Source organism: Phenylobacterium sp., assembly GCF_041913825.1.
Classification (GTDB): Bacteria; Pseudomonadota; Alphaproteobacteria; order Caulobacterales; family Caulobacteraceae; genus Phenylobacterium.
The window spans coordinates 61,993-87,265 of record NZ_JAYSEO010000015.1 but is presented as its reverse complement, the minus strand read 5'-3'; the positions used below and the strand labels follow the sequence as shown (position 1 = coordinate 87,265).

20 protein-coding genes are annotated in these 25,273 nt (G+C 70.5%); 12 read left to right on the top strand and 8 right to left on the bottom strand.

The annotated features are described in order from the left end of the window. The first annotated feature begins 3 nt into the window (after positions 1–3). Genes ACE3Q8_RS14250 through ACE3Q8_RS14240 form a run of 3 tightly spaced genes read left to right on the top strand, consistent with a single transcriptional unit; the run spans position 4 to position 1,456 of the window. Positions 4–411 carry a TIGR01244 family sulfur transferase gene (locus tag ACE3Q8_RS14250; RefSeq protein ID WP_374470947.1) on the top strand — a complete coding sequence of 136 codons (408 nt, stop codon included), beginning with the start codon at positions 4–6 and terminating at the stop codon, positions 409–411. After that, positions 408–1,301 (top strand): MBL fold metallo-hydrolase, encoded by an 894-nt coding sequence (locus ACE3Q8_RS14245; protein ID WP_374470946.1) that lies wholly within the window; start codon positions 408–410, stop codon positions 1,299–1,301. Before ACE3Q8_RS14250 ends, ACE3Q8_RS14245 begins: the two co-directional genes overlap by 4 nt. Continuing rightward, on the top strand, positions 1,298–1,456 hold the full coding sequence (locus ACE3Q8_RS14240) for a hypothetical protein (RefSeq protein ID WP_374470945.1): 159 nt from the start codon (positions 1,298–1,300) through the stop codon (positions 1,454–1,456). The genes ACE3Q8_RS14245 and ACE3Q8_RS14240 overlap by 4 nt, the downstream gene beginning before the upstream one ends. Positions 1,457–1,494: 38 nt before the next feature. On the opposite strand, the gene ACE3Q8_RS14235 is transcribed toward ACE3Q8_RS14240, so the two are convergent. The 3 genes from ACE3Q8_RS14235 to pdxH all read right to left on the bottom strand — a co-directional run bounded on the left by ACE3Q8_RS14235 (position 1,495) and on the right by pdxH (position 5,377). Next, positions 1,495–3,141, bottom strand: coding sequence for a long-chain-fatty-acid--CoA ligase (locus tag ACE3Q8_RS14235; protein WP_374470944.1), 1,647 nt, complete (start codon positions 3,139–3,141; stop codon positions 1,495–1,497). An 86-nt stretch (positions 3,142–3,227) separates the two neighbouring features. Next, complete coding sequence (locus ACE3Q8_RS14230) at positions 3,228–4,715, bottom strand: AAA family ATPase (protein WP_374470943.1); 1,488 nt, start codon at positions 4,713–4,715, stop codon at positions 3,228–3,230. Continuing rightward, positions 4,712–5,377, bottom strand: coding sequence for a pyridoxamine 5'-phosphate oxidase (gene pdxH, locus ACE3Q8_RS14225; protein ID WP_374470942.1), 666 nt, complete (start codon positions 5,375–5,377; stop codon positions 4,712–4,714). The genes ACE3Q8_RS14230 and pdxH overlap by 4 nt, the downstream gene beginning before the upstream one ends. Positions 5,378–5,457: 80 nt before the next feature. Between pdxH and ACE3Q8_RS14220 the strand changes: the two genes are divergently transcribed. Genes ACE3Q8_RS14220 through ACE3Q8_RS14210 form a run of 3 tightly spaced genes read left to right on the top strand, consistent with a single transcriptional unit; the run spans position 5,458 to position 7,600 of the window. After that, the gene (locus ACE3Q8_RS14220; protein WP_374470941.1) at positions 5,458–6,156 is read left to right on the top strand and encodes a DnaJ domain-containing protein; all 699 of its coding nucleotides are present in this window, start codon (positions 5,458–5,460) and stop codon (positions 6,154–6,156) included. 48 nt (positions 6,157–6,204) lie between these two features. Next, positions 6,205–7,329 (top strand): chorismate synthase, encoded by a 1,125-nt coding sequence (aroC, locus tag ACE3Q8_RS14215; RefSeq protein ID WP_374470940.1) that lies wholly within the window; start codon positions 6,205–6,207, stop codon positions 7,327–7,329. 58 nt (positions 7,330–7,387) lie between these two features. After that, entirely contained in the window at positions 7,388–7,600 is a 213-nt protein-coding gene (locus ACE3Q8_RS14210) for a hypothetical protein (RefSeq protein WP_374470939.1), read from the top strand. On the opposite strand, the gene queD is transcribed toward ACE3Q8_RS14210, so the two are convergent. The 3 genes from queD to queC are packed head-to-tail and all read right to left on the bottom strand — an operon-like array spanning position 7,597 to position 9,378. Then, positions 7,597–7,971, bottom strand: a complete 375-nt coding sequence (queD, locus tag ACE3Q8_RS14205; protein WP_374470938.1) for a 6-carboxytetrahydropterin synthase QueD — start codon at positions 7,969–7,971, stop codon at positions 7,597–7,599. The genes ACE3Q8_RS14210 and queD overlap by 4 nt on opposite strands. A gap of 31 nt (positions 7,972–8,002) precedes the next feature. Further along, positions 8,003–8,635, bottom strand: a complete 633-nt coding sequence (gene queE, locus ACE3Q8_RS14200; RefSeq protein ID WP_374470937.1) for a 7-carboxy-7-deazaguanine synthase — start codon at positions 8,633–8,635, stop codon at positions 8,003–8,005. Continuing rightward, the gene (gene queC, locus ACE3Q8_RS14195) at positions 8,632–9,378 is read right to left on the bottom strand and encodes a 7-cyano-7-deazaguanine synthase QueC (protein ID WP_374470936.1); all 747 of its coding nucleotides are present in this window, start codon (positions 9,376–9,378) and stop codon (positions 8,632–8,634) included. The genes queE and queC overlap by 4 nt, the downstream gene beginning before the upstream one ends. Positions 9,379–9,714: 336 nt before the next feature. On the opposite strand from queC, the gene ACE3Q8_RS14190 reads away from it, so the two are divergent. The 6 genes from ACE3Q8_RS14190 to hisC all read left to right on the top strand — a co-directional run bounded on the left by ACE3Q8_RS14190 (position 9,715) and on the right by hisC (position 21,567). Beyond that, positions 9,715–12,258 (top strand): TonB-dependent receptor, encoded by a 2,544-nt coding sequence (locus ACE3Q8_RS14190; RefSeq protein ID WP_374470935.1) that lies wholly within the window; start codon positions 9,715–9,717, stop codon positions 12,256–12,258. Between the two features lie 272 nt (positions 12,259–12,530). Then, positions 12,531–15,371 carry a TonB-dependent receptor gene (locus tag ACE3Q8_RS14185; protein ID WP_374470934.1) on the top strand — a complete coding sequence of 947 codons (2,841 nt, stop codon included), beginning with the start codon at positions 12,531–12,533 and terminating at the stop codon, positions 15,369–15,371. Positions 15,372–15,732: 361 nt separating this feature from the next. Continuing rightward, the gene (locus ACE3Q8_RS14180) at positions 15,733–18,219 is read left to right on the top strand and encodes a TonB-dependent receptor (protein WP_374470933.1); all 2,487 of its coding nucleotides are present in this window, start codon (positions 15,733–15,735) and stop codon (positions 18,217–18,219) included. Positions 18,220–18,371: 152 nt separating this feature from the next. Beyond that, positions 18,372–19,481, top strand: coding sequence for a response regulator (locus ACE3Q8_RS14175; protein WP_374470932.1), 1,110 nt, complete (start codon positions 18,372–18,374; stop codon positions 19,479–19,481). A gap of 99 nt (positions 19,482–19,580) precedes the next feature. Then, entirely contained in the window at positions 19,581–20,387 is an 807-nt protein-coding gene (locus ACE3Q8_RS14170; RefSeq protein ID WP_374470931.1) for a chorismate mutase, read from the top strand. 49 nt (positions 20,388–20,436) lie between these two features. After that, a complete protein-coding gene (gene hisC / locus ACE3Q8_RS14165) occupies positions 20,437–21,567 on the top strand; it encodes a histidinol-phosphate transaminase (protein ID WP_374470930.1) in 1,131 nt (376 codons plus the stop codon). On the opposite strand, the gene ACE3Q8_RS14160 is transcribed toward hisC, so the two are convergent. Both ACE3Q8_RS14160 and ACE3Q8_RS14155 read right to left on the bottom strand, forming a co-directional pair. Next, entirely contained in the window at positions 21,554–22,300 is a 747-nt protein-coding gene (locus ACE3Q8_RS14160) for a prephenate dehydrogenase/arogenate dehydrogenase family protein (protein WP_374470929.1), read from the bottom strand. The genes hisC and ACE3Q8_RS14160 overlap by 14 nt on opposite strands. Before the next feature lie 40 nt (positions 22,301–22,340). Beyond that, positions 22,341–25,145, bottom strand: coding sequence for an ATP-dependent DNA helicase (locus ACE3Q8_RS14155; protein WP_374470928.1), 2,805 nt, complete (start codon positions 25,143–25,145; stop codon positions 22,341–22,343). Positions 25,146–25,273 lie beyond the last annotated feature (128 nt).

Below are 25,273 nucleotides of genomic sequence, written 5' to 3'. Positions count from 1 at the left end.
GCCATGGCCGATATTCGCCGCGTCACCGACGACCTGTCCGTCGCCCCGCAGATCAGCGTGGCCGACGTGGCCGAGGCCGCGCGCCTCGGGTTCAAGACGATCATCAACAACCGGCCCGACAACGAGGAGCCCGGCCAGCCCTCGGGCCACGAGATCGAGGCGGCGGCCCAGGCCGAGGGCCTGGCCTACGTCCACCTGCCGGTGCGCGGCGGGCCCACGCCGGAGCAGGTGGAGACCACCGCCCGCATTCTGGCCGACGCCGACAAGCCGGTGCTGGCCTTCTGCCGCTCGGGCACCCGCTCCATCGTCACCTGGGCGATCAGCGAGGCGACCTCCGGCGCCCGTGGCCGCGACGAGCTGAAGGCGCTCGGGCGGGCGGCGGGCTACGACCTCTCCGGCGTGCTGGGATGATCCCCTACGTCCGGGACATCGCCTTCGAGTACGGCCGCTGCGACCAGGTCAGCCCACTCATCCGGCGGGTGATCGCCAACAATCCCGGACCGTTCACCTACGTGGGCACCGGCACCTACATCGTCGGCCGGGACGAGGTGGCGGTGATCGACCCGGGCCCTGACGACCCGGCGCACCTGGACGCCATCCTGGCCGCCATCCCCGGCGAGCGGGTGACACATATCCTCATCACCCATCACCACGCCGACCACTCGCCGCTCGCGCGCCCGCTGCAGGCGCGGACCGGTGCGCCGATCCTGGGCTGCGCGGTGGCCGGCGGCGACGCGGACGACGGCGGGGTGAAGATGGAGGCGGGGCACGACGCGGACTTCCGCCCGGACGTCAGCCTCTGCGGCGGTGGCGAGGTGGCGGGGCCGGGCTGGACGCTGGAGGCGATCCCCACGCCCGGCCACACCTCGAACCATCTGTGCTTCGCCCTGAAGGAGGAGAACGCCCTCTTCTGCGGCGACCACATCATGGGCTGGTCGACGACGGTCATCACCCCGCCCGACGGAGACATGACGGCCTACCTGGAGAGCCTGGCGCTGATCCGCGAGCGGGGCTTCTCGACGCTTTGGCCGACGCACGGCGCGCCGGTGACCGAGGTTCGCCCCTTCATCGACGCCTATCTGGAGCACCGCCAGGAGCGGATGGACCAGATCACCGCGGCCCTGAGGGCCGGTCCCGCACGAATCCGGGACCTGACGCCGAGGCTCTACGCCGACGTCGACCCGCGGCTGTGGCCGGCCGCAGCCCGCTCTATGCTGGCGGCGATGATCCACCTGGCACGCCAGGGCGTGCTCGTCACCGACGGCGAGCCGGGCCCGGACAGCGAGTACCGCCTGGGATGATCCTTTGGGAGCCGCTCACCGCCCAGTACGGCGACCTGACGTACTGGGGCGAGTGGATCCTCCACGGCGAGACCGTCCACGTCCGCTGCGATCACGGCTCGGCCAAGGCGCCGGTGGATTTTCGCAATCCCCGAGCATGGCCGAACGGCTGCTGATCGAGCTCCTGCGGTCTCGCGGCCAGCTTTGACGCGCGTCAGGCCGTCGCCGCCTGCCTGGCGGTCGGCAGGACATAGCCCTCCATGCGCTGGCGGATCAGCTTCTTGTCGATCTTGCCGGTGGCGCCGAGCGGGATGTCGTCGACGAACACCACGTCGTCGGGCGTCCACCACCTGGCGATCTTGCCCTCCAGGTGCTGCAGGAACTCCTCCTTGGTGGCCGCCTGCCCCTCCTTGAGCTTGACGAGGAGGACCGGCCGCTCGTCCCATTTCGGGTGCGCCGCGCCGATCACGGCGCAGAGCGCCGCCTTCGGGTGGCCCATGGCGATGTTCTCGATCTCGATCGAGCTGATCCACTCCCCGCCGGACTTGATCACGTCCTTGGCGCGGTCGGTGATCTGCATGAAGCCGAACTCGTCGATGGTGGCCACGTCGCCGGTGTCGAAGTAGCCCTCCTCGTCGAGGATCTCACCCCCGTCGCCCTTGAAGTACTCGCCGACCACGAACGGGCCGCGGACCATCAGGCGGCCGAAGGTCGTGCCGTCATGCGGCAGGCGCTCGCCCGCGTCGTTGACCAGCTTCAGCTCCACCGAGACCGGCGGACGTCCCTGCTTGAGCGTGAAGCGGAGCTGCTCCTCGTCGCTCATCATGGCGATGGCGCGGGTCGGGTTGGCCAGGGTGCCGAGCGGCGAGGTCTCGGTCATGCCCCAGGCGTGGGTCACGGAGACGCCGAACTCGTCACGGAAGCCGCGGACAATGGCCTCGGGCACCGCCGAGCCGCCGATGACCACGCGCTTCAGCGTGGTCAGCTTGCCCTTGGTCTCGCGCAGGTGGTTGAGCAGCATCTGCCAGACGGTGGGCACCGCCGCGGAGAAGGTGACGCCCTCGGTCTCCAGCAGCTCGTGCACCGAGGCGCCGTCGAGCTTCTGGCCCGGCATGACGAGCTTCGCGCCGACGGCGGGCGCCGAGAAGGCGATGCCCCAGGCGTTGGCGTGGAACATCGGCACCACCGGCAGCACCACGTCAGTGGCCGAGAGGCCCATGACGTCGCGGCCCATGGTGACCAGGGTGTGCAGGAAGTTGGACCGGTGGGTGTAGAGCACGCCCTTCGGATTGCCGGTCGTGCCCGAGGTGTAGCAGAGGCCGGCCGGGAGGGTCTCCTCGAAGCCGCCCCAGGCGCAGTCGGCGGAGTTCTGCTCGACGAGATCCTCGAAGCAGAGGGCACCCGGGAAGTCGACGCCCTTCATCCCCTCGCGGTCGGTCATCACCACGAAGTGCTTCACCGTCGGCATGTTGGCGCGGTTGGCCAGCAGGATCGGCAGGAAGGTGAGGTCCGTGAAGAGGACCTTATCCTCGGCGTGGTTGATGATGTAGCAGAGCTGTTCGGGGAACAGCCGCGGGTTCAGGGTGTGGCAGACCGCCCCGATCCCCATGATGCCGTACCAGGCCTCCACGTGACGGCCGGTGTTCCAGGCGAGCGTCGCCACGCGATCGCCCTTGCCGACGCCCAGAGCCTTCAGCGCGTTGGACAGACGCTTCGCCCGGTCGTGGATCTGGGCGTAGGTGGTGCGGACGATCGGGCCCTCGACCGAGCGGCTGACCACTTCGATCCCGCCGTGCCAAGCCTTGGCGTGGTCCAGGATCCGGTCCACGGTGAGCGGCCAATCCTGCATCCGGCCCTGCATCGCACATCCTCCCAACTGACGCTTGTTAAGTTGGGGATACGCTAGTTTCTCAAGCCCTTGGACGCAAACGGAGTCGGCGCGGCGGCTCAGGAAAGCCCGGCAGCCCAGCCCTCGGCGGCGGCGGCCGCGGGCTGGGTGGCGTCGACGCGGCGCCAGCCGATGTCCATCCCCTCGACCCGGCGGAGCTGATCGCGCAGCACCTCCACCGTGGCATCGGAGGCGTCGCCGGTGCGCGCGGCGACCCGGGCCTCCAGAACCTCGGCCGGCGCCTCCAGCCAGGCCCCGTGGAAAGGCACGCCGCAGTCCCGCGCCACGGCCTCCGCCCGCGCGCGCAATGCGGGGTCGATGAAGGTGGCGTCCAGCAGGACCGAGCGGCCGGCCCGGAGCATGGCCCCGGCGTGGCCCATGAGCGCGTCGTAGGTGCGGGCATAGGCCTCGGGCGTGTAGATCGCCGGGTCCATGCGCTGGGTCGGCGGCGCGCCCAGGAGCCGCTTGCGGATCTCGTCGGTGCGCAGGATCACCGCGCCCGGCGACGGAGCAATCCGGCCCGCCAAGGCCCGGGCGAAGGTGGACTTGCCCGAGCCCGACAGGCCGCCCACCGCGACGAGCCGCGGCGGCGCGGGCGACAGGTGGGCGATGGCGGCGTCCACGTAGCGGCGCGCCGTTTCCGCGTCGGCGCTGTGCGCCAGCACGTGGGCGCGGACACCGGCGCGCACCGAGAGCATCAGCGGCAGGGCGGCCAGGCCGTCCCAGAGCTCCGGCGGGAAGCTGCGCGCCGCCTCGTCAAGGTAGGCCGACAGAACCCGCACCGCGGCGCCGCGGCGGCCACGGAACTCGAGGTCCATCAGCAGGAAGGCCAGGTCGTACTGGACGTCGAGGTCGGACAGCAGGTCATTGAACTCGATGCAGTCGAAAAGCACCGGCCGGCCATCCTCCACCAGGATGTTCCCGAGGTGCAGATCGCCGTGGCACTGGCGGGCGAAGCCGGTGGCGCTGCGGTGCGCCAGCAGCGCCGATTGCCGCTCGAACTCGGCCTCCGTCCGCGCGACGAGTTCCTCGACGCGCGCGGCGCCCAGTTCGGGTGCGAGTTCGCGCAGGAGCTGGGCGTTCGAGCCGACGGTGAAGGCCAGCGCGGTGAGCCCGCCCTGGGGCTTCAGCGGCGCCTCGCGGTGCACCCCCGCGATGGTTCGGCCCAGCGCCTCGGCCATGTCGCCGTCGAGGCGTTCAGGGCTCTTCGACAGCACCGCCTCGTCGTCGAAGCGGCGCATTTCCAGCGCATAGTCCACGACCTCGCCCGGCCCCTCCCACTCGAGTCCGCCGCCGGCGGCGCGGGTGATCGGGCGTAGGCGCCGGTAGATGTCGCAGGTGCGGGCGTTGAACGCGAGCTCGCGCTCCAGCGCCCAGAGCCGGCGCTCGGCCGTGCCGAACTCGACGTAGCCGAGGCTGACATGCCGCTTGAGCTTGTAGGCCAGGGTCTCGCCGAGGAAGACCCGGGAGATGGCCGTCTCGATAGGCGGGCCGATCTCACCCGACAGCCAGCGCACGACCTCGGCCTCGGCGCCATCGCCGCTCAAGGATAGAGCCTGTCGGTGGTCCAGCCCGCGCCCGCGCGCGTGAACACCAGCCGCTCGTGCAGGCGGAAGGGCCGGTCGCGCCAGAACTCCATGGTCAGCGGCGACAGCCGGAAACCCGACCAGTGCGGCGGGCGCGGCACCTTGCCCAGGCCGAACTTGAGCCCGACCTCGGCGATCTTCTTCTCAAGCGCCAGCCGCTCGCCCATCGGCCGCGACTGTTCGGAGGCCCAGGCGCCGATCTGGGCCGGCCGGGCGCGAGTGGCGAAGTAGGCGTCGGCCTCCTCGGACGTCACCGGGGCGACGGTCCCGCGGACGCGGACCTGGCGGCGGAGCGACTTCCAGTGGAACAGCAGCGCCGCGCGCGGATTGACGGCGAGCTGCCGACCCTTGGCGCTGCCGAGGTTGGTGTAGAAGACGAAGCCCGCGGGATCGACGTCCTTCAGCAGGACCATCCGGCTGTCCGGCAGGCCGTCGGCATCCACGGTCGACAGCGCCATAGCGTTGGCGTCGTTCGGCTCCTTGGCCAGCGCCTCCTTCATCCACTCGCCGAACAGGGCGAACGGGTCCTCCTCCGAGAGCAGCGGCGGCGGCTCGGCGGTGGTCACCTGCCGGACATAGTCGTCCTCGCTGGGCGACGGCGGGATGAGGCTGTTGTCGGTCATCGGCGCGGATATAGCGCGACCGCGGCTCGGCGCGCGAGCCGTAACGGGGCGTTCACCATGTTCGGGTGTGCTGGCGCGCCATGGCCCAGCCTTCCCGACAGATGAGCGTCCGCGGGGCGCGCGAGACCCTCGGCGTCGGGCCGCTGGCGGGGCCGGGCGAGGTCCGCCGCGCCTTCCGCGAGGCCGCCAAACGCGCCCACCCCGACCGCCCGGGCGGCTCCGCCGAAGGTTTTCGCGAGGTGGTGGAGGCCTATCGCGTCCTGCAGATCGCCCTGCGACCGCCCGAACGGATCATCCAGCCGCCGGCCAGACGCGAGGCGCCCGCGCCCGAGCTCTCCATTCCGCCGCTGGTGGCGCTGAAGGGCGGCGCGGTGGACCAGCGGCTGCCCGACGGCCGCACCATTCGCATCCGGCTGCCCGCAGGGCTGCGCACGGGCGACACGGTGCGCGCCGGCGAAACCGAGCTGCCGGTGGTGGTGCGCAGCGACGGCGACATGATCCTGCGCGGCGACGACCTGTGGGTCACCGTGAGCGTGGCTCCCCGCATCCTGGCCGATGGCGGGCGCGTGGCGCTGGAGACGCCGGTCGGCCGCCGCGTCGTCTGGGTCACCAAGAAGGCCGGCGAGCGCGGGCTCGTGCGGCTGGTCGGCCAGGGCCTGCCCGCGCGTGGACGCCATGCCCAGGGGCACCTCTTCCTGCGCCTGCGGCCACAGCAGAGCTCGACAGACAGCGCCGCCCGGAGCCTCCTGCGCCGGTTCGCCGCCGCGTGGGCCGCCTAGACGCCGGCCCGTTTGGCCGAAGGTCCACTTCACGGTAGAAGCGCCGCCATGTCGCACAACACCTTCGGCCACCTGTTCCGCGTGACCACCTGGGGCGAGAGTCACGGGCCGGCGCTGGGCTGCGTGGTCGATGGCTGCCCGCCCGGGATCCCGCTGACCGCGGAGGAGATCCAGGTGTGGCTGGACCAGCGCCGGCCGGGCCAGGGGAAGTTCGTCACCCAGCGGCAGGAGCCGGACGCGGTGCGCATCCTCTCCGGCGTGTTCCAGGACGAGCGGACGGACGGCCAGGTCACGACGGGCACGCCGATCTCGCTGATGATCGAGAACGTCGATCAGCGCAGCAAGGACTACTCCGAGATCGCCCAGGCCTTCCGGCCGGGCCATGCCGACTACGCCTACTTCGCCAAATACGGGGTGCGGGACTATCGCGGCGGTGGTCGCCAGTCGGCTCGCGAGACGGCGGCGCGCGTGGCTGCGGGCGCCATCGCGCGCAAGGTGATCGAGGGCGTACGCGTGCGCGCCGCGGTGGTGCAGATCGGCCCGCATGCCGTGGCCGAGGACCGCATCGACTTCTCCGTGACCGGCGACAATCCGTTCTGGGCGCCCGATCCCGAGATCGTGCCGGTCTGGGAAGAACACCTGGAGAAGGTCCGCAAGTCGGGCTCGTCCACCGGCGCGGTCGTCGCGGTCGAGGCCACGGGCGTGCCGGCCGGCTGGGGCGCGCCGGTCTACGGCAAGCTCGACGCGGAACTGGCCGCGGCGCTGATGTCGATCAACGCCGCCAAGGGCGTCGAGATCGGCGCCGGCTTCGCCTCGGCGGCCCTCTCGGGCGAGGCGAACGCCGACGAGATGCGGATGGGAAACGGCGGCCCGCTCTTCACGTCGAACCACGCCGGCGGCGTGCTGGGCGGCATCTCCACCGGGCAGCCGGTGACCGCGCGGGTCGCGTTCAAGCCGACCTCCTCCATCCTGACGCCGCGCAGCACCCTGAACGAGGCGGGCGAGGAGATCGAGTTGCGGACCAAGGGGCGCCACGATCCCTGCGTCGGCATCCGGGCCGTGCCGGTCGTCGAGGCCATGGTCGCCTGCGTGCTGGCCGACGCCTTCCTGCGCCACCGGGCGCAGACCGGCGGGGGCGCGTTCCAGCCGGGCGCTGCGAAAGGCCGCAGTTAGCCGCCATCTTTCCGGCGGCCCGGTCGGGCAGACTGTCCGGCAGATCCGGGGAATTCCAATGACCGCCGCCAAGTTCGCGTCCCGCGCCGCCCTTCTCGCCCTCGCCGCCGTCAGCCTGTCCGGCTGCCTGGCCGCCGCCGCCACCGGCGCGGTGGTGGGCACGGCCGTGGGAGTCACCGGGGCGGCGGTGAAGACCACCGCCAAGGGGGCGGGCATGGTGGTGGGCGCGGTCGTGCCCGGCGGCGGGGACGCCGAGCGGGAGGAGCGCTAGGCGACCCGCAGCGCGCAGCTCTCGCCGATGGTCGGACGGGAGACGACGATGCGCGACAGGCCGGGGAACTGCGGCTTCAGGCGCTCGGCGAAGTACAGGCAGATGTGCTCCAGCGTCGGCCGCTCCAGGCCCGGCTTGTCATTGAGCAGGCCGTGGTCGAGCTCCAGGGCGACGGCCTTCAGCGACTGGTCGAGCTCGGCGAAGTCCGCCACCCAGCCCACCGGCTCCTGCGTCGGGCCGGCGACGGTCGCCTCCACCTTGAACGAATGGCCGTGCAGGTTCGTGTAGGGCCGGTGCTCCGGCCCATCGGTGATGTAGTGCGCCGCGTCGAAGGTCGCGGTCTTGGTGATCTCGAAGATGGGTGCGGTCATGGATGCTCGGGCCGGGCCCGGCTGTGAGGCCTCAGGCGATGCCCAGGTATTTGTGGGTCTGGACGCTTAAACGCCAGCGAGGGTGCGCAAGGCAATAGGCGATGGCCGCGCGGGTGTTCGCCTCGCGGTCCGGGCCGTCCATCGGCTGCAGCAGGAAACGCTCGAAATCCAGGTGCTCGAACCGCGCCGGATCGATGCCGGGCTGCGGGTAGACCAGCTTCAGCTCCTGGCCCGAGGTCTGAACCACCGGCGCGTCCGCCTTGGGGCTGACGCAGATCCAGTCGACGCCGGCCGGCGCGCTGAGCGTGCCGTTGGTCTCCAGGGCCACCTGGAAGCCGCGGGCGTGCAGGGCCTCCAGCAGCGCCTCGTCCACCTGCAGCAGGGGCTCGCCGCCGGTGAGCACTACGAGCCGGCTTTCCGCGCCGCCGGTCCAGGCCCGCTCGACAGCGGCGGAGAGATCTTCCGGGCCGGCGAAGCGGCCGCCCCCCTCCCCGTCCATGCCCACGAAGTCGGTGTCGCAGAAGGTGCAGACGGCATGCGCGCGGTCCTGCTCACGGCCGCTCCACAGGTTGCAGCCGGCGAAGCGGCAGAACACCGCCGGCCGGCCCGCCTGGCCGCCTTCGCCCTGCAGGGTGAGGAAGATCTCCTTGACGGCGTAGCTCATGCCGGGGCGGCTCCCGGGCGCAGCACCGGACGGTCCTCGGCCACCCAGCCCTCCCAGCCGCGGGCACGGAGCTCGCAGGCCGGGCAGGTCCCGCAGCCGTAGCCCCAGGCGTGGCGCTCGTCGCGATCGCCGCGGTAGCAGGTGTGGCTGTCCTCGACGATCAGCTCGACCAGCTCCTCGCCGCCGAGCCCCTTGGCCAGGGCCCAGGTCTGCGCCTTTGTCAGGTACATGAGCGGAGTCTCGACGCGGAAGTCCTGGGCCATGCCGAGGTTCAGCGCCCGCTCCATGGCGTCGATGGAGTCCCGCCGGCAGTCGGGATAGCCGGAGAAGTCGGTCTCGCACATGCCGCCCACCAGAGCTTGCAGCCCCCGCCGGTCGGCGAGCGCGGCGGCGTAGGTCAGGAAGACGAGGTTGCGGCCAGGGACATAGGTGGAGGGCAGGCCCTTCGCGGTGATCTCGAACGCCCTCTCGCCGGTCATGGCGGTCTCGCCGATGTCGCCGAAGCCGCGCATTTCCAGCATGTGGTCAGGCCCGAGGCGGTTCGACCAAGCCGGGAAGTCCTCCGCGATCCGGGCTCTCACCCGCGCCCGCGCCTCGAGTTCGACGCCGTGCCGCTGGCCGTAGTCGAAGCCGACCGTCTCGACGCGCGGAAAGCGGTCGAGGGCCCAGGCCAGGCAGACGGAGGAGTCCTGCCCGCCGGAGAACAGCACGAGGGCGCCTGTGGTCTCGGTCATCGGCCCCATATGCGCGCTCGGCGGCCCCTAGGGAAGGGACCCGCCGCTCCGCAGCCGAGGCGATGCGCCTGCTGCGCGTGAGTGAACAAGAATCACTTCCGGGTTGCGCAAGCTCAAGCAAGGTGCAGCCATCCGCAGCGTCCAGATCCGCCGGTCGTAGATTTGGCAGAACGGCGTTTTAACAGGAAACCGGCCCTCCATTTGTCTGGAATAGGGCGATCCGCTCCCGCGCGATGCTTGGATTCGCGCGCACCCCCGTTGACAGAACCGCACTATCGGCTGAGCTTCTGAAGATCGGCGAAACCGGGCCTTCGAGAACCCGGCGCCCTGGGAGGAAAAATTCGGATGTCCAATACTTCGCACCTGCGGAGCCTGCTTGCTGCTGGCGTCTCCGCCGTGTCCCTGGCCGCCATCGCCGGCCCCGCCCTCGCCCAGACCGAGATCGAGGAACTGGTCGTCACGGCCGAGAAGCGCGAACAGTCGTTGCAGGACGTGCCCGTGGCGGTCACCGCCTTCACAAGCGAGCGGCGCGACGTGCTCGGGGTCAACACGGTGGAAGACCTGGCGCGGATCACCCCGTCGCTCAGCTACACCAACAACGATCGCCTCTCGATCCGCGGCTTCGGCCGCCTGACGAACTCGATCGGCACCGATCCGTCCGTGGCGCTGTACTCGGACGGCATCTTCTCGAACTCCATGGCGGACGCCTCGACGCCGCCGCTGTTCATCGAGCGCACCGAGATCCTGCGCGGCCCGCAGGGCACCCTTTATGGCCGGAACTCCATCGGCGGCGCGATGAACGTCATCGCCAAGCGCCCGACGGAGGACTTCAACGCCGAGGTGCGCGCTCAGGTCGGCAACTACGACTACTACCGGATCGACGGCCTGGTCCGCGGCCCGATCGCGCCGAACCTGCGCTTCCTGCTGGGCGGCTCGGTCGAGAAGCGCGGGGAAGGCTTCATCAAGAACATCGGGCCGGCCCGCGACACCGCCGAGGTCGACCGCTGGATGGTCGAGTTCCAGGTCGAGGCCGACCTGGGCGAGAACACCGTCGCCCGCCTGCGCTATTCCAAGTTCGATTGGGACGACAGCTACGGCGTCGGCAACACCCTCAACAACATCATCTCGCCGTATGACGCCACCTCGCCCACCGGCGTGGGCACCTCGGCGCTCTACTACAACACCGCGCTCGGCTACGCCGGGCCCAATCCGGCGGTGAACGATCCCTACCGGATCAACACCAACGCCAACGCCTACGGCTCGCTGGACAACCACCACCGGGTCCACCTGGACGTCACCCACGACTTCGGCTGGGGCACGCTGAAGTACCTCGGCGGCTACCAGCAGTACGACTACAACACCTCGTCGGACAGCGACCTGACGCCGCGCGTCGGCCCGCAGAACATCCCGCTGCCGGACCTGGACGGCCCCGGCCCGCTGACCGCCTTCACGGCGACCAACGTCTCCACCGATGCGCGCACCTTCTACGAGGAGCGGCAGAGCTGGTTCTCCAACGAGATCAACCTGTCGTCCAACGGCGAGGGCCCGCTGAACTGGATCGTCGGCGTGTTCCAGTACTATCAGGAGTACGACCAGCCGCAGGGCATCCGCGTGGTCGGCGACCCGGGCATGTTCACCCCGCTCGCGCTCACCGGAGGCCTCGCTGCGCCGAACCCGCGCGGCGCCTTCCTCTACGTGGACGGCCACCTGGAGACCAAGTCCTACGCGGCCTTCGGACAGGTGGACTGGGAGTTCGCTCCCACCCTGACCCTGACGGCCGGCCTGCGCTACACCTATGACGAGAAGGACGGCTACGACATCGCCCGCTACGTGGCGCGCCTCCCGGCGGCGGCCCTGCTGACGCCGCTCGTCGCCGCGGGCCTGCCGCTGCAGGCGGCCCAGGCGGCCTCGCTGGACCTGACTACCTTCCAGGTCTGCGGCGGCTTCACGCTGGCGGCCTGCGCGGCCAATCCGCTGACGGCCGACCTGTTCCCGAACCCGAACGGCGGCCTGCGCCGCAACCTTGCGGGGGACTGGGACGCGCTGACCGGCACGCTCAGCCTGCAGTGGGAGCCGGATCCGGACACCAACCTCTATGCGCGCTACAGCCGCGGCTACAAGTCCGGCGGCTGGCTGGGCTCGAATGGCCTGACGCCGAGCCCGTACGCCGATCCGGAATACGTCAACTCGTACGAGCTGGGCGCGAAGAAGAACTTCGGCCGCACCCTGCAGGTGAACACCGCCCTGTTCTTCTCGGACTACAAGGGCTTCCAGACGCCGCTGACCGTCGCCCTGGGCAACATCACCGGCAGCCGCTTCCTCAACCTCGACGCCGAGGTCTGGGGCGCGGAGCTCGAGGCCCAGTGGTCGCCGATCGACAACCTGCAGTTCCTGCTGAACTACGCCTACCTCAACGCCGAGGTGACGGAGGGCTGCTGCTTCGTCGACACGCCGGACCCGCGCGCCCAGGCCCCGGGCGCGCGGCCGTTCGGCCCGGCGCTGCCCAACGGCAGCCAGCCGCAGACCCTGGTGGGGAACCGCCTGCCGCTCGCCCCCGAGCACAAGGTCACGGTGGGGGCGACCTACACCTGGGAGTTCGGCGCCGGCAACCTGACGGCCAGCGGCACCTACACCTGGACCGACGACCAGCAGTCCACGATCTTCGCCAACCCGGGCTACACCTCGCCCGCGTTCGAGATCGCCGACTTCCGCCTGCTGTGGAAGGACGCGGACGACCGCTACACCCTCATCGGCTACGTGAAGAACGCCTTCGACGAGGTGGGCTACCAGAACTCCACCCTGGGCTCGCCCACGGCGGTGGGGCCGCGCCAAACGGTCATCCTGAACTTCCCGCGCACCTACGGCGTGGAACTGCAGTACCGCTTCTGAGCCAAGGCTTCGGCCAAGGCGGAAGGGCGGCGGGGCGACCCGCCGCCCTTTTTCCATGCCCGCCGGGTTTCCGCCCCGTCAGCATAGGTCGCCTATTTGCCACAGAGGCATTCATTACCGCTGTTCACCTAACGTCGTTCTGTTGACAGACTCCCGACGCTGCCGCCTGCTTTACCTCTGCTGTCGGGGGAACCGCCGCACCCTCAGCGGATCAACGGGCGGCGAAGCGACACCAACGGGCCATCAGAGCCTGAGCGTGTTGGGAGGAACAGATGGATCACGCAACGACCTTGCGTCGCCTGCTCGTGGCCGGCGCATCCGCAGCCGCCCTGGCCGCCGCAGCGGCCCCGGCCGCAGCCCAGCCCGGCTCGGGCAACGTCATCGAAGAACTCGTCGTCACCGCCCAGAAGCGCGAGGAAGCGCTCCAGGACGTGCCGATCGCGGTGTCGGCGTTCAACCAGGAGACCCTCGAGCGCGCCCGGATCGAGGGCGGCCCGAACCTGGTGCTGGCCGTGCCGAACGTGCAGTTCTCCAAAGGGAACTTCACCGGCTACAACTTCCAGATCCGCGGCATCGGCTCGAAGCTGGTGGCGGCCTCCGGCGACGCCGGCACCGGCATCCATCTGAACAACGCGCCGCTGATCGCCAACAACCTGTTCGAGACCGAGTTCTACGACATGGAGCGCGTCGAAGTGCTCCGCGGTCCGCAGGGCACCCTCTATGGCCGGAATGCCACCGGTGGCGTGGTCAACCTGATCACCGCAAAGCCCACCGACAGCTTCGAGGCCGCCGCCCGGGCCGAGTACGGCAACTACAACTCGGTGAAACTGCGCGGCATGGTCAACATGCCCCTCGGCGACATGCTCGCCCTGAGGGTGGCCGGCAACTACCTGAAGCGGGACGGTTACGGTGAGAACATCGCCACCGGCAACGACGCCGACGATCGCGACCTGTGGGGCGCGCGCGCGACGCTGTCGTTCACGCCGAGCGAGCGGTTCCGCACCTGGCTGCTGTTCGACCACTTCGAGGAGGACGACAACCGCTCGCGGATCGGCAAGCAGTTCTGCACCAAGGATCCCGGCCCGGCGAACATCGGCGGCCTCGGCTACTCGGCGATCCCGCCCGTGGGTCAGATCCAGCGGGGGCTGTTCAGCCAGGGCTGCCTGCCCACCTCGCTCTACGACCCGAGCGCCCTCGGAACCGTGAACTCGCAGGCCACGCTGGGCGGCCTGTTCGGCGCGCTCGGCGGGTTCCAGACGGGCGACGCCTACGCCGGCAAGATGCAGACGCCGGACGTCCGGGACATCGAGTCCCTCTTCGACCCGATCTACAAGTCGAAGACCGACATCTACGAGTTCAACGCCGAGTTCGACGTGACCGAAAACGTCACGATGAACTGGCTGTCGGCCTACACCTACTACAAGCTCTACACACGGCAGGACTACAACCGCTACCTCCCGTCCACCACCTTCAACACCACGCCGAACCCGGTGAACGCCTTCGCCGCCGTTCCCGGCTACGCGGCGATCTATGCCAGCCTGTTCCCGGGCGGGGTCATCAACGACCCGCAGAACGGCGCCCGCAACCGCTTCACGACGAGCGACATCTCCTCGGGCTACACCGAGCAGTGGAGCCACGAGGTGCGGTTCCAGTCGAACTTCGAAGGGCCGTTCAACTACAACGTCGGCGCGATGATCACGAAGTACAAGTCGACCGGCGATTACTACGTGATGTTCAACACCGGGACGGGCTACTACCAGATCAACAACCTGCTGCAGACCGGCAACCCGAACTGCGTCGGCCCCGCCCCCTGCGTCTCGGTCGATCCGAGCGCCGATCCCACCCGGGTGGGCCACAACTACTATGACAGCTACGGGCCCTACCGGCTGCTGTCCTACGCCGCCTTCGGCGAGCTCTACTGGAACATGACCGAGAACTTCAAATGGACCCTCGGTCTCCGCTACACGGTCGACGACAAGCGGGTCACCGCCCATTCGGTGGCGCTCGGCGTACCGGGCCGCGGCCCCGTTCCGGTCGGCCTGCAGGAGGTGAAGTTCAAGGAGCCCACCGGACGGATCGGCTTCGACTGGCAGCCCGACCTCGGCTTCACCGACGACACCCTGGTCTACGCCTTCTATACCCGCGGCTATAAGGGCGGCGGCCTGAACCCGCCGTTCAGCCCGGGGATCGGCGTGGTCCCGGTGCCGGAGACCTTCGAGCCCGAGTTCATCAACGCCTACGAGATCGGGACGAAGAACACGCTCCTGGGCGGCTCGCTGGTCCTGAACCTCACCGGCTTCTACTACGACTACAAGGGCTACCAGGTCTCGAAGATCATCAACCGCACCTCGATCAACGAGAACATCGACGCCAAGGTCATGGGCCTCGAGTTCGAGAGCATCTGGCAGCCCATCGAGGGCCTGCGGCTGAACGCCCAGATCGGCTGGCTGGACACCGAGATCAAGAACGGCAGCTCCATCGACACCTTCAACCGGACCCAGGGCGCGCCTGGCCTCACGCTGGTGAAGTCCAGCACGGCCTCCAACTGCGTCGTCTCAACCGCGGCGGCCCAGACCGCGCTCGCGATCTCCAACGGCCAGGTGCCGGGCTTCACGCCCAACCCGTTCAACCTCCTGGGCGTCTGCACCCTCGCTTCGGCGGCAGGCGCGGGCACCAACATCGGCGGGACGGGGGCGATCGCGGCGGGCACCAACGCCTTCGGCGGGCTCGTCTCGGAAGGCGTCCCGGTGGACCTGGACGGCAACGAGCTGCCCAATTCCCCGCACTGGACCGTATCGCTGGGCGCTCAGTACACCATGAACCTGGGCGACTGGCAGGCCACCCTGCGCGGCGACTACTACCGGCAGACGAAGACCTTCGCCCGAATCTACAACAGCGAAGCCGACCGGATCCGGAGCTGGGAGAACGTCAACCTGACGTTCACGGTGGAGCAGCCGGACAGCGGCCTGGAGGTGGGCGCGTTCGTCAAGAACGCCACCGATGAGACGGCCATCACCGACTTCTACCTCACGGACGACTCCTCCGGCCTGTTCAGGAACGTCTTCTACACCGAGCCGCGCACCTACGGCGTGTTCGTGGCCAAGCGCTGGTAGCGTCTTACAAGCAGCCTAACGGCCAGGGCGGCGGGGTGACCCGCCGCCCTTTTCTTTGACCCGCGACTCAAAGAGTCGAAGATACGGTATGTGCGTCTGGAATTTCGCGGCCGCGTCAAAACCTAGCCACGTAGGCGTTCGCTGACCTGCGTTCGGTTTTGAGCGCACCATTCGAAACTGCGGTATTTCCGCCACGCCAGGGCGAAAGTTGACTTGAGCGGCGATAACTTATCGACGTCCAGTTGACCTGCCCCCTCCTCGGATCAACGGTCCACGCCCTCCGGGCGCCTCCCCGCGCCCGTCCACCGCATATGAAAACAAGCGTCGCCGCAGCCCCCTGCGCGCGTCGTGGGAGGAGTTCATGTCCAAGACCACACTGCGGTTCCGCAGCCTTCTCGCCATGGGCGTTTCCGCCGCCGCGCTCGGCGCGCTGGCCCAACCCGCCGCCGCCCAGCAGGCCCCCGCCACCCAGGGCGTCGAGCTTGAGGAGCTCGTGATCACCGCCGAGAAGCGCGAGCAGTCCCTGCAGGACGTGCCGGTCGCCGTCTCGGCCTTCACCTCCGAGCGCCGGGACGTCCAGGGCATCACCGGCATCCAGGACTTCGTGAACTTCACGCCGGGGATGAACTATTCCGGCACCGACCGCGTCAGCCTGCGCGGGGCCGGCCGCAACACCTACTACATCGGCAACGACCCGGGCGTGGCGAGCTACTCCGACGGCTTCTACTCCGCCTCCTCGTCCGAGCTCTTCAAGACGCCGCTGTTCATCGAGCGGACCGAGATCCTGCGGGGCCCGCAGGGCACGCTGTACGGCCGCAACGCCATCGGCGGCGCGATCAACCAGATCTCCAAACGTCCGTCGCAGGAGTTCGGCGGCGAAATCCGGTTGATGGGCGGCAACTACGACCGCACCCGCGTCGAGGGCGTGGTCTCCCTGCCGGTGGCCGAGAACCTGCGGTTCAAGGTCGGCGGCAGCCAGGACTGGCAGCGCGAGGGCTTCATCAAGAACATCGGGCCGGCCAACGAAGGCGGGACGATCAAGCGCACCTACTTCGAAGCGCAGGTGGAAGCCGAGCCGACCGAAGACCTGAGCATCTTCGTCCGCTACAACCGCACGAGCTGGGACGACACCACGGGCGTGGGCGACCGCCTCGCCAACCTGGTGACGCCCTACGACACCACCCTGCCGTTCGGGCCGATCGGCCAGCTCGTCCCCAACGCCCAGTTCGGCTACACGACGCCGAACCCGGGGGTCGAGGACCCGTACGTCCAGAACACCAATACCGACGGCTACGGCCAGCTCCGCGGCAACCACGTGCTGGTGGCCAATGTCAGCTACGACCTGGGCTTCGCCACCCTGAAGTACATCGGCGGCTTCCAGCAGTACAACTACCAAACCGGCGGCGATTACGATCAGACGAGCCGGACTGCGGCGATCAACATCCCGGGCCTCGGCGCGCCGTACTTCCCGACCACCACCACCGACTTCGACGAGCACAAGCGGTACTTCTCGAACGAGATCAACCTGACCTCGAACTCGGACGGCCCGCTGCGCTGGATCCTCGGCCTGTACCAGTACAACGAGGAGTACCGTCAGCGCATCCAGCTCGCCAACCCGAACCAGGTGCAACTGGCCCAACCGGTGAGCCAGCTCGGCGGCCTCGCCGCGCCGAACCCGAGCCGGAACTTCTTCGACGCCCAGGCGACTCTCGACTCCAAGGCGTGGGCCGCGTTCGGCCAGGCGACCTACGAGCTGAACGACCAGTTCGCGATCACCGCCGGCCTCCGCTACACCAAGGACGAGAAGGAAGGCTGGGAGTCCCAGCGCCTGGTCATCTACTCGCCGGCGGTGGCCGGCGGCCTCGCCGCGGTGGACGTCTCCACCGACGCCGACGGCAACCGCGCCAATGGCATCCAGAACTTCCGCACCATGTCGCGGAGCTGGGACGCGGTGACCGGCACGGTGAACCTCGACTGGACTCCGGACGAGGACACCCTGGTCTACGCCAAGTACAGCCGCGGCTATAAGTCGGGCGGCTTCCTGCTGGGCACCCTGGCGCCCGATCCGGAAGCCGACCAAGAGCAGGTGGACGCCTACGAACTCGGCCTGAAGAAGACCTTCAGCCGGCGCTTCCAGCTCAACGCGGCGGCGTTCTTCAACGACTTCAAGGACCTGCAGCTCAACCTGGCGCAGCTCAACACCGCCGGCACGGCGGCGTCGAACAACTTCGTCAACGTCGACGCCGAGACCTACGGCGTCGAGGTCGAGGCCCAGTGGCGGCCGATCCGCAACCTCGACCTGTCGGCGACCTACGGCTACCTGCACACCGAGATCACCAAGGGCTGCTGCTTCTACGATCCGGCGGATCCGGGCGCGCTCGACCCGAACGCCACCCCGTCGGGCGGCTCGGTGGTTTCCAACGGCACCCGGCTGGTCTTCCAGACCCTGGAAGGCTCGCGCATCTACCAGTCGCCGAAGCACAAGTTCGCCGGCAACGCGAACTACACCTTCAACTTCGGCGCGGGCGACCTGATCCTGTCGGCCACCTACACCTGGACGGACGAGACCTACTACCAGCCGTTCAAGAGCGCGCCGAACAAGGTGCCGGCCTACGACGTCGCCGACTTCCGCGTCCTGTGGAACGACGGAGACGAGCGCTACACCCTGATCGCCTTCGTGAAGAACGCCTTCGACAACCGCGGCTACACGTCGAACGGCTCGAACGCCCCGGCGGCGATCTTCGACCTTCCCAATCCCGGTCCTGGCCTCGTGCAGACGCGCACCGCGATCACCCGCGGCCTGATCCAGCCCCGCACCTATGGGGTGGAGCTGCAGTACCGGTTCTAGAAAGGCGCGTTTCCTCCCAAAGCGCCATCTCGGGCGGCGGGCGAGACCCGCCGCCCTTCTTTTTTTGGCCGGAGCGCAACGCCCGGTAGACTTAACGTCCTCGCAAAACCTTGCGGGCATGATCTGCCGGACTTCCTCCAGCCGCGGCCCCCATGTCCCTGCCAGCGTTCTTCTTCGACCGCGTCAGCGCGGAGATCCGCCAGCAGATGGACGACGTCCTGGCGCTGGCCGACCAGCTCGCGCGCCAGCGGCTCGCGCCCGACGCCCAGGCCTGCGTCGCCGGCGTCGCCGACGCCGCCGCCGGCGTTCGACGGATGCTCGATAACGCACTCGACCTGAACGCCCTCACCTCCGGCGGGCTCGCACTGCAGCCCGCGCCGGTCAGCCTGCGCGAGCTCGTGGACGGGGTGCAGGACCGGTGGGGCGAGCGAGCCCGGCAGTGCGACGTGACCCTGCTGGTCTCCTACGCCGGCGCCCCGGACGCCCGGGTGCTGGGCGACGCCGGGCGGCTGCTGCAGGTGTTCGACGGCTTCCTCGGCGAGGCCGTGGCGAGTTCCGCCCGGGCGGCCGTTGAGGTCAGCCTGCAGGCGACGCCGGTCGCCGACGGGCTACGGCTGACCGGCTGCGTTCGCGGTGCGCGCAGCGAAGCCTGGACCGGCGAGGACGCCGAGACCCGCGTGCGGCGGATCGCCGACCGGCTGGGCCTGGAGGTCGCGCTCGGCCTGGTGCTGGCCCGACGGATCGTCGCCGGCCACGAGGGCCGCGTGAGCGAGCAGCCCGGCCCCGGCGCGGCTCACACCGTCGCTTTCGAGCTCGTCCTGCCGGTGGCCTCTGACTCGCCTGCCGCCCCGGCGCCGGCGCATGCGGCCGAGCGCCCGCCGCACATCCTGATCGTCGACGACAACGCCACCAATCGGGTCGTCGCGCAGGCGCTTTGCGAGATGTTCCAGTGCACCACCGAGACCGCAGAGGACGGGCTGCAGGCGCTGGAGGTGGCCCGGAGCGGCCGGTTCGACCTGATCCTCATGGACATCCGGATGCCCGGCATGGACGGGGTGACCGCCACGCGCGAGATCCGCGCCCTCCCCGGCCGCGCCGGCGCAACGCCGATCATCGCCCTGACCGCCAATGCCGATCCGGACGAGGCGGACGGCTATCTGAAGGCCGGTATGCTGGGCGTTATCGAGAAGCCGATGAAGGCCGAGCACCTGCGCGCCGCCCTGGCGACCGCCCTGGCCGACGGCGACGCCCAGGCGGCCTGACCGACATCGTATCGGCTGCAACTTTTTTGCGGGCAAGCGGCCTATTGCGCCCCTGCGAGCAATGACCTAGGTCGCCACCTCGGGTTTCCGGGGGAGAAAATGGCCGAAGCCGGCGCCAAGTCCCAATCGCCCTCGCTGGACGAGGTCCGCGCGCGCATCGACGTGATCGACGCCGAGCTGCTGAGGCTGCTCGACGAGCGCGCGGGGCTGGCGAAGGTGGTCGCGGCCGCCAAGGCCGCCGCGGGCGAGGCCGGGCGGTTCGGCCTGAAGCCCGGTCGCGAGGCCCAGGTCCTGCGCCGGCTCCTGGCTCAGCCGCGCGCCGGCGCCTCGGCCGCGCTCGTGGTCCGCGTGTGGCGCGAGATGATCGGCGAGTCCCTGAAGCTGCAGGGCCCTTTCCACCTGGCCGTCTGGGGCGGGCGGGATCCCGGCCGGGCGGTGGAGCTCGCGCGGCTGCGGTTTGGGGCCGCCCCGCCGCTCCGCCAGGTCGGCAAGCCCGAGGAGGCGATCGCCCAGGCCAGGACCCCCGGCGGCGTCGCCGTCGCGGCCCTGACGCCGGACAACGCGTGGTGGGGGCGGCTGCTCGCCGAGCCCAGGCTGCGCGTCTTCGCCGCCCTGCCCTGCCTCGCCGCCTGGGGGCCGATGTCGGCGCTGGCGGTCGGCGAGGTGGAGGTGGAGCCCACCGGCGATGACGTAACCTTCTGGGTCACCGACGCGCCGCAGTCCGCCGCCGCCGTCGAGGAGGTCCTGAGCCGGGATGGCGCCGCGGCCACCCTGCTGGTGGAGACTGGCGGGCTGAAGCTGTTCATGCTGGCCGGCTACTACCAGGCCGAGGACCCGCGGCTCGCCCGCGCCCCGGGCCGGCTGTCGGGAGTCATCGGGGCTGCGCCCGCGCCGCTGGACGTGTAAGAGGCGCGCGTCCCGGCCCCCTGGGCCAAGCTGCAACTCCGACGGTCCGATGTCCGACGACGCCCCGCTGAACGATCGCGCCCGGGCGGCGCGCCCGCTGCCCAAGCCCGGGATCATGGACATCCACGCCTACGTGCCGGGCAAGGCCAAGGCAGAGGGCGTCGAGAACCCCATCAAGCTGTCGGCCAACGAGAACATCCTGGGCTGCAGCCCCGAGGCGCGCGAGGCCTACGCCGGCGCCGCCGACCAGTTGCACATGTATCCCGACAGCCGCACCAGCCTGCTGCGCGCCGCCGTGGCCGAGCGGTTCCGCCTGGAGCCCGAGCGGCTGATCTTCGGCCAGGGCTCGGACGAGGTGTTCCAGCTCCTCAACCAGACCTTCCTCGAGCCGGGTGACAACATCGTTCAGGGCGAGTACGGCTTCGCCGCCTACGCCATCGGCGCCTACGCCTGCCAGGCGGAGGTGCGCCGCGCCAGGGAGCCGAACTACACCATCTCGGTGGACGAGGTGCTGAAGTGCGTCGACGACCGCACGCGGCTGGTGTTCATCGCCAACCCGGCGAACCCCACCGGCACTTGGATCCCGTTCTCGGAGATCGAGCGGCTGCACGCCGCCCTGCCGCCCTCCGTGGTGCTGGTGCTCGACGGCGCCTACGGCGAGTTCTGCCTGGATCCCGCCTTCGACGACGGGCTCGACCTCGCGCGGACGGCGGAGAACGTGGTCGTCACCCACACCTTCTCCAAGCTGCACGGCCTGGCGGCGCTGCGGGTGGGCTGGGGCTATGCGCCCGCCGAGATGATCGCAGCCATGGACCGCATCCGCCTGCCGTTCAACATCTCGATCCCGGGGCAGGCCGCCGCCATCGCGGCCCTCGCCGACGAGGACTTCCAGAAGCGGTCGATCGACCACGTGGAGCAGTGGCGGCCTTGGCTCGCCCAGCAGCTCGGCGGCGCGGGCCTCGAGGTGGTGCTGCCGTCCGCGGCCAATTTCCTGCTGGTGGGATTCCCGGCGACCCCCGGCAAGACGGCGAAGGATGCCGAGGCCTACCTGGCAGCGCGCGGCCTGCTGGTGCGCGGCGTCGGCAACTACGGCCTGCCCGGCCACGTGCGGATCACCATCGGCCTGGAAGAGCACAACCGCGCCGTGGCGGACGCGCTGGTGGCGTTCATGACGGCCTAGGCGCGGTCTCGACCTTCTCCAGCAGGTCCTGGGCCTGGGCGACGAAAGCCCGCACCACGTCCGGCGCGTACGGGTTCTGCGTCTGTATGGCGGTGAACAGCTCGAAGGTGTCGGCGCCGATCAGGCCGCAGAGCTCCAGCAGATGCTGGTACGACTGGGTCGCCAGCCGCTCGTCGGGGATGCCGAGGTTCACCAGGCTGCGACCGATCAGGTGCGTCAGGGCCTGGACGTAGGCCATCTCCTGGTCGTGCTCCTCGGGAGTCGTGACGGTCACGGCCAAGCCGAGCTCGCGGCCATAGGCGGCGACCTTCTCATGGCCATCGCCGCGGATCGGGCAGACCACGAAGCGCAGGCCCGGCAGGCCGTCGCGCGCGACGCTCTGCGGCCCGAACAGCGGGTGGGTGGCGACGATGTCGACGCTGTCCGGCAGGAGCTCGGTCATCCAGCGCGCGGGCAGCACCTTCACCGAGCCCACGTCCACCACCAGGGCGCCGGGCTTCAGGTGCGGCGCGATGGCGGCGAACACCTGCCGCATCGCCGGCACCGGCACAGCCACCACCACGACCTCGCGCGCGGCGGCCGCCTCCAGGGTCCCGAAGCCCACGCCGAGGGCGACGGCGCGAGCCTCCGCGTCCGCGGCCTTGTCGGCCACGAGGACGTCAAAGCGGGCCTTCAGCACTCCGGCCGCGAGCTGGCCGAACTGGCCGAAGCCGATGAGACCCAAGCTTTTCATGCCCGCTCAGTAGCCGGGCGGCCGCGTCTCCGCAAACCGCTCAGGCGGCGGGCTGCACGGCCAGGAACTCGGTCGTCTTCTCGATGGCTTCCACGAGGCTGATCCGCTGCAGCTCGACCCCCTCCGGCAAGGCGGAGAACAGGCGCGTCGGCGCGGCGGCGTCGAGCATGACGAACACGCCTTTGTCGTCGGCGCGGCGGATCAGCCGGCCGAAGGCCTGGGAGATGCGGCCGCGGGCGATGGCGTCGTCGTAGCCCTTGCCGCCGAAGCGCGCGCGGCGCGCCTTGTGCAGCAGGTCGGGCCTGGGCCACGGCACCCGGTCGAACACCAGGCAGCGGAGCGAGCGGCCGGGCACGTCGACACCGTCGCGGACCGCGTCGGTCCCGAGCAGGCAGGCGTCCTCCTCGGCGCGGAAGATGTCCACCAGCGCCCCAACCTCGAGCGGGTCCACATGCTGGGCGTAGAGGGCGAGGCCCTTGTCGGCGAGCGGCGCGGCGATGCGCTCGTGCACCGCCTTGAGACGCCGGATGGCGGTGAACAGCCCGAGGCCCCCGCCGCCGGCCGCCAGGAACAGCTCGCGCATGGCCGCCGCGATCTGGCGGGGGTCGTCCTTGCCCACGTCGGTGACCACGAAGCAGCGGGCCTGGGCGGCGTAGTCGAACGGGGAGGTCAGCCGCAGCGTCTTCGGTCTGTCCGGCAGGCGCGCGGCGCCCGTGCGCATCTCGGCCAGGGCGAAGGGGTCGTCCAGCGTCTGGTCGGCGAGCGTCGCCGAAGTGACCAGCACGCCGTGGGCGGGCGCGATGACGGCGTTGGTCAGCGGCTCGGTCGGGTCGACCCAATGCCGGCGGCAGGCGGCGTCCACCACCCGGCCGTAGAGGAAGGTGGCGTCGAACCAGTCCACGAAGTCCGGGTCGTCCTCGGCGTCCTCGTCGATGGCGCGCAGCATGGAGCGCCAGGCCGGCAGGGTCATCCTTGCCCGGCGGTCGAGGCCGCGGAGCGCGCCTTCGATCCGCGCCCGCTCGGCGGGCCCCAGGGTGGCGGCCTCCTCGTCCAGCACGTCCTCGAGTGCGCGGGCGAGCGCCAGCAGCGGCGCCTCGATCCGCGCCAGGGCGGCGGCCGCCTCGCGGGCGGTGTCGCGCACGAGGTCGAGCGCCGGGCGGGCGGCGCACTCCATGCCCACCTCGGACGGGGCGGCGCGGGCCCGGAGCTGTTCCAGCACGGCGACCAGGAACTGCTCGACGGGCCCTATCGGGTTCACCTCGCCGTTCGGCGGCGCGATGCGGCCGGACCAGCCCTCGCCTGGCAGGGCGGCGGCCGCGTGGGTGGCCTGGACCAGCGCCTGCTTGGCCTCGTCGTGATCGCCCAGCACATCCAGCAGCCGGGCTTCGAGGCCCCGTCCGCGACGGCCGCGCCCCTCCGGCCCGCGGATCCAGCGGCGCATCTCGGCGCTCTCGGCCCCGGACAGCGCGGCGGAAAACGCGCTGTCGGCCGCGTCGAACAGGTGGTGGCCCTCGTCGAACACGATGCGCTTGAGCTGGGTGGTCTCGGCGTCCGCCTTCGAGCCCCGCGCGGCGCGAGCCCCGTCGAAGGCGGCCTGGGTCATGACCAGCGCGTGGTTGGCGATCACGATGTCGGCGCGCCGCGAGCCGCGGATCGCCTTCTCCACGAAGCAGGTGCGGTAGTGCTGGCAGCCGGCGTGGATGCACTCGCCGCGGCGGTCCACCAGATTGGCGGCGCTGGCCTGCGCCGCGGGCGAGACGGCGAACAGGGTGGGCAGCCAGGCGGGGAAGTCGCCGCCGGTCATGTCGCCGTCGCGGGTCGCCCGCGCCCAGCGGGCGGCCAGTCCCATGCCGACCAGATCCGCGCCGCCGAGCTGGGCCTGGTTGGCGTGGTCCTGGAAGTTCAGCAGGCACAGGTAGTTCTCGCGTCCCTTGCGGACCACCGCCTTCTTCGCCCGCACCTTCGGGTCCGGGAACACCGAGGCGCTCTCGCGCTCGATCTGCCGCTGCAGGGCGCGGGTGTAGGTGGAGACCCAGACGGACGGGCCATTGCCCTCCGCCCACAGCGAGGCGGGGGCGAGATAGGCGAGCGTCTTGCCGGTGCCGGTGCCGGCCTCGGCCAGCATCATCCGCGGCTCGCCCTCGCGTTCGCGCGGCAGGAAGGCGAAGGCCGCCTCGGCGGCGAACTCGGCCTGGGCAGGCCTGGCCTCGTCCAGGCCGGAGCGGTGCAGCAGCTCCTTCAGGCGCTGGGCGGCATGCTCGGCCCCGACCGGCTTCGAACCCGCCTCGCCCGGGGGCGCCTCGGCCTCCCACTCGATCATCCGGGCCCAGACATCGAGCCCCGACGAGCGGAACATGTTGCCCACGGGGGCGGTGCGGAGCGCCCCGACGGCCGCCTGCCCCCAGGACCAGCCGGCGCGGGCGAGCGTCTCGGCGAGCGCCAGCGCCTCTTCGCGCGAGGGCTCGGGCGCGGCGGCGAGCTCGGCCAGGAGAAGGCGGCAGGCGTCCCGGAGCGTGGACGCCTGAGCCTCCGCCCCGCGAGGCTCGGGCAGGCCCAGCGCCTGGGCGAGGCCCGCCGCCGACGGCGCGCAGAACCGCGCCGGCCGCACGAAGGCGAAGAGCTCCAGCGCGTCGAAGATCCGCGGGCTCCGCGGCGGGGCGTTGTTCCCCAGCCGCCGCGCGGTCATCGCCGCGTGCGCGAGCAGCACCGGCGCGCTCTCCAGCAGGTCGCGGGCTTCCGGGGCGCGGATGGTGCGGGCGCCGACCGCATCCGCCACCGCCGCACGGGGTCCGGGCAGCACCACCAGGGCGGGGGCGAGGTCGAGGCTGACAGGGAGCGCGGTCACCGACGGAGTTTAGCGGAGTCGGATCGGAACGGAAGCGGAACCCCGCCGCTGGGCGGCGATGTCGCGGGCGGTCGCGCGCACGCGCCGCGCGAGCCGCGGCGGCCGCCGCCAGCGGGGCGTGCGGCCCA